Annotated in this window: 7 protein-coding genes; all 7 read left to right on the forward strand. The window is 69.8% G+C overall.

Features of this window, described 5'->3' with window-relative positions:
* The first annotated feature begins 181 nt into the window (after positions 1-181).
* Positions 182-1,003, forward strand: a complete 822-nt coding sequence (locus ACWJ6R_RS30565) for a helix-turn-helix domain-containing protein (RefSeq protein WP_449065547.1) — start codon at positions 182-184, stop codon at positions 1,001-1,003.
* Between the two features lie 108 nt (positions 1,004-1,111).
* Positions 1,112-1,513: an ATP-binding protein gene (locus ACWJ6R_RS30570; RefSeq protein ID WP_449065548.1), complete on the forward strand. Its 402-nt coding sequence runs from the start codon at positions 1,112-1,114 to the stop codon at positions 1,511-1,513.
* 89 nt (positions 1,514-1,602) lie between these two features.
* On the forward strand, positions 1,603-1,785 hold the full coding sequence (locus ACWJ6R_RS30575) for a hypothetical protein (RefSeq protein WP_449065549.1): 183 nt from the start codon (positions 1,603-1,605) through the stop codon (positions 1,783-1,785).
* A gap of 156 nt (positions 1,786-1,941) precedes the next feature.
* Positions 1,942-2,781 (forward strand): sigma factor-like helix-turn-helix DNA-binding protein, encoded by an 840-nt coding sequence (locus ACWJ6R_RS30580; RefSeq protein WP_449065550.1) that lies wholly within the window; start codon positions 1,942-1,944, stop codon positions 2,779-2,781.
* A gap of 6 nt (positions 2,782-2,787) precedes the next feature.
* Positions 2,788-3,618: a protein phosphatase 2C domain-containing protein gene (locus tag ACWJ6R_RS30585; protein ID WP_449065551.1), complete on the forward strand. Its 831-nt coding sequence runs from the start codon at positions 2,788-2,790 to the stop codon at positions 3,616-3,618.
* Between the two features lie 201 nt (positions 3,619-3,819).
* Entirely contained in the window at positions 3,820-4,248 is a 429-nt protein-coding gene (locus tag ACWJ6R_RS30590; protein WP_449065552.1) for a plasmid replication, integration and excision activator, read from the forward strand.
* Positions 4,248-4,520, forward strand: a complete 273-nt coding sequence (locus ACWJ6R_RS30595; RefSeq protein WP_068900076.1) for a hypothetical protein — start codon at positions 4,248-4,250, stop codon at positions 4,518-4,520. Before ACWJ6R_RS30590 ends, ACWJ6R_RS30595 begins: the two co-directional genes overlap by 1 nt.
* The last annotated feature ends 99 nt before the right edge of the window (positions 4,521-4,619 follow it).

Consider the following 4,619-nt stretch of genomic DNA (forward strand, 5'->3'; position numbering starts at 1 on the left):
CCGGGACCGGCGCCCACGCCGCACGCCCGGACGGCGGGCGGCAGAGGGCCGGGTACGGCGGCGCGGCGCGCCGCCGCCTTGATCACCTATAAGAACAATTCGGCAGTGATCCGGGTAGAGCCCGCGTCTGTGCATCATGGCTGGTGGTAGAACGCTCGGTGTGGACGATCGACAGGACCGGTTGCGGGAGCTGGGCGAGCTGCTTCGGCGGTTGCGCAAGGGTGCGGGGCTGACGGGCAAGGAGCTGGCGCAGCGGGCCGGGGTGGCGCAGCCGACGATCTCGCGGATCGAGACGGGACAACTCCTGCCGACTCCGGAAACCGTCGAGCGGGTTTCGGCAGCGCTTGAGCTGGATGAGACAGACCGCGGAGCACTGGACGCGTTGCTCGTCCGGCTGCGTGATGAGGTCTCCCGTCTCAAGGGTGGGTTGGTCGGCCGGGAGGCGGCGAACGCGGCGCGGGTGCGCTCGGCCGGATGGATGGCCGTGTTCTCTTCGGCAATGGTGCCGCCGCTGCTGCAGACGGCGGAGTATGCCCGGCTGGCCCTGACGATCGGCCGGGAGGTGGACGAGGAGGACGCGGCCAGGGCGGCGGCCGTACGGGTCGAGGCGCAGGCCGTGTTGTTCGAGGCGGGGCGGAAGTTCGCCTTCGTGCTGACCGAGGGTGCGGTGCGGACCTGGCCGGGGTCGCCGTCGTTGATGCTGGCGCAGCTCGACCGGCTCGCTCAGGTGGCGACGCTGCCGCATGTCCGGCTCGGCGTCGTGCCGTGGAGGACGGAGACGCCGGCCTTCCCGCTGCACGGGTTCACGATCTTCGACGGTGCGGTGAGCGTGGTCGAGAGCCTCACCGGTGATCTCACGTTAACGGAGACGGGCGACCTGGAAGCGCACGAGGAGGTCTTCGAGGCGTTCGCCGGAGCGGCGCTCTACGGGGATGACCTCCGCGGCCTGCTGGGCGAGATCGGGGCGGACTACCGAGCTCTGGGGAACCACTCAACAGCCTGACGCATTTATGCGTCGAATACCTTGAGCGGCTTCTACTGTTGGTCATACGCTTCCGACATGGATGTATAGCCCCCTATACAACGGAGTACGCCCATGTCAGGTTGGCGCTTGTCCCGTCACTTCCTCGGCTCCACGGCCTCGGTCCGCGAAGCCCGCCGGTTCGTCACCGCGTTCCTGAACGGCTGGCCCGTCGTGGAGGCGGCCGAACTCATCGTGAGCGAACTGGCCACCAACGCGGTACGGCACTCAGCCAGTGGCCGGTTCGGCGGCCGGTTCCTCGTCACCATCCACGTCGGCCGGGACCGGCTGTGGCTCGCCGTGCTCGACGAGGGCGGTCCCCGCACACCCGAAGTGCTCGACGGCCAGGAGGACGAGGGCGGCCGGGGCCTGCTGCTGGTCTCGACGCTCGCCGACTCCTGGGGAGTCGACGGCGACGAGCAGGGCCGTACCGTGTGGGCGCTGCTCAGCACCGAGCCGACCGCGGCCGTGCAGGCGGCGTCATGCCGGTGACCGGCTGCCTGAGCCCGCATCTTCCGCTTCCACAGTCCGAGTGCGAACGCCTGGACTGGCATCCGCCCCGACTCGGGGAACGGATCCGAGTGATCGCCTGGACCTGCAAGTGCCGGGTTCCGCTCTACGAGCTGTGCGAGGCCGGCGGGCAGGCGTTCATCCGCCGCACCGTCTACGAGGGCGGCAGGTGGAAGGTCCGGGAGACCTCCCGGCGGCGATCGGCCGAGGCGCACGCGATGTGGGCAGCGCTGCTGTCCGGTCTGGCGCGGTGAGCGGTGAGCCCGCGCGGTGTCCCGAACCGGCGCTCTGCGATCCGGGCGGTCGACCTGAAAACCGGCGAACCGCTCAAAACAGTACCGTCAAGGGGGATAGACGGCATTTCGTCTAGGGGCCTAGACTCGATGGAGCACCACCGAAAGGGAACCACCGTGCCATCGAGCGACCTCGACCGTATCGCTGCGATCGACGATCCGTATCTGCTGCTGCGGGCCGCGACCGAACGACTCAACGCCGCACAGCAGGAGGTCACCGAACTGGCCCGGCTCCGCCGCCGCGTCATCCAGGAACTCCACGCCCAGGGCATGTCCTACGCCCAGATCGCCGAGAAGGCCGGCCTGTCACGCGGGCGCATCCACCAGATCAAACACACCGGCCCGGCCCCCGAAGGCGCGTTCCTCGGCACCGGCACCATCACCCTCGCCACGCCCCTCAAGCGCGAGGCCGGCAACGCCCGACCCGTCGTCGCCATGGAGGACGTCACCGCCGCCAAGCGGCTGGAAGACCTGGCCCGCGGCTTCGACCTGGCGGTGAACCTCGAACACGTCCCCCTCGGCGGCGACATCGATCTGAACCGGCCCAACCTCATCGTCATCTGCGGACCGAAGCTCTCCCCCGTCATGGGCGCGCTGTACGAATCCGATCCAGTGCTCGAATGGGTCAAGGACGGCGCGTGGACCCTGCGCGACCGCCGCACCGGGAAGAGCTACCGCTCCGGCGAGGACTCCGAACCGGCCCGCCCGGTGGACTACGCCTACCTCGGCCGGCTGGCCCGCCCCGACGGCAACGGCAACCTGCTGGTCTTCACCGGCATCCACCCGCACGGCACCCTCGGCGTGGTCGACCTGCTCACCTCCGAGACCGCCACCCTGTGGGGACAGGTCGGCGAGAACCGCTTCTCCTGCGTGGTCGGCGTCGAATACGACCCGGCAACCGGGGAACCCGTCAGAGCGGAACTCGCCAGCCCCCTCTACCGGCACGAGGAGCCCTGACCCCCTATGCGCGTCACCTTCGCCACCGAAGCAGCCCCCGGCCGCCCCAACGAGGACTTCGTCGCCGCCACCCCGGACGCGGTCGTCCTCCTCGACGGCGCCGGCACCCCGGCCGGTTCGCAGTCGGGCTGCACCCACGGTGTCGCCTGGTACAGCCGCGCCCTCGGCTCCACCCTGCTCACCGCCATGACGCAGACCTCCAGCCCGCTGATCGAGATCCTCGCCGAGGGCATCAAGACCGTGGCGTCCATGCACGACTTCACCTGCGACCTGACCCATGCGGGCTCGCCCTCGGCCACCGTGGTCATGCTGCGCCACAGCGCCGAGACCCTGGACTGGCTGATCCTGGCCGACTCCGTCCTCGTCCTGGACACGGCCGACACCGCAGAGCCCATGGTCATCTGCGACGACCGGGAAGCCCTCGTCGGCGCGGCCCACCGCACCGCCATGGACGCCCTGCCCTCCGGAAGCCCCGAACACGTCGCCGCCCACCGGGCGTACGTGGAGACCCTGCGCGGCCGCCGCAACCGCGACGGCGGCTTCTGGGTCGCCTCCGCCGACCCCCTCGCCGCCGACCAGGCCCTCACCGGCACGGTCCCCGCCCACCAGGTCCGCGCCGCCGCCCTGCTCAGCGACGGCGCCTCCCGCCTGGCCGACCGCTTCGCCCTGACCACCTGGCGGCAGACCCTCGACCTCCTCGACCAGCACGGCCCCGCCGAACTGATCCGCCGGGTCCGTGAGGCCGAGCACTCCGACCCGCACGGCGAACGCTGGCCGCGCGGCAAAGCCCTCGACGACGCCACAGCGGCCTACTGCCTTCTGCCTGCGACGTCCTGAGCCGCACCACCTCTTCACAGCCTGGCCCGGACTGGAGACCAGGTTCCTTGCCGCTCCGCCGCGACGCAGGCAGAGAATTTCGTCGACCCCCCCTAGACAGTTGGAGAGACTGCTCTTATCTTCGATGCATAGTCCCCTATACAGTCAGTCCTGACGGAACGGCCGTCGATGTCTAGGGGGGTGGACGAAAGGTAGAACCCTATGGCCATCCAGGGTCCCATCCCGATCGACTTCGAGCAGGTTTTCCCGCACGGCTGCTACATCGTCGGCGAGGTCGAGCAGGTCAAGGACTTCGACGCCTCCAGCAACGGGCGCACCGTCTACGCCAAGGACAAGACCACCGGCGAACTCGTCTGGCAGGTAGCCGTGATGGACGCCGACCCAGCCGTCAAGATCACTCAGAAGACGGTCGCGGTCAAGATCCTCTCTCCGGTCCAGCCGGTGCCCCCGCCCCCGGTGCCCGGCCTGCCGATCATCCCCGTCGAGTTCGACGGCATGAGCATCACGCCCTACGTCGCCCAGGCCACCGGCCGACTCGCCTACTCCATCCGCGCCACCGCGATGCGGGCTCCCCGCACCGGTGCCGCTCCCGCCAAGCACACCGTCACCGCCGGAAAGGACGCCGCCTGATGACCCGTCGCCGAACCCACCGCACCAGCGTCATCAGCCTGAACACCGGATGCGGTGCGCAGGCCACCAACCACCCCTACCCGGCCCGCACGCCGGTCCTGGCGCTCGACTTCGGAGCGCTCTCGGTGCTGGTCACCACCTCGGCCGGTGACCTGGTCACCGCTTCCGACGTCGAGTTCGCCCGCCAGCTCGCCCGTGAGGCCCAGGCGTTCGCCCGCTCGGTCGAGCGCTCCTTCCACGGTCTGGCCGGCGGCAAGAGCGTCGCGGCCTGACACATGAGGCGGGGCCGCTGGAAGCGGCAACTTCCGGCGGCCCATCGGTTCTCCCCAGATGCGATTCAAGAGAGGGCTCAAGCCTAATGTTCAAGAAGC

Source organism: Planomonospora algeriensis (genome assembly GCF_977012225.1).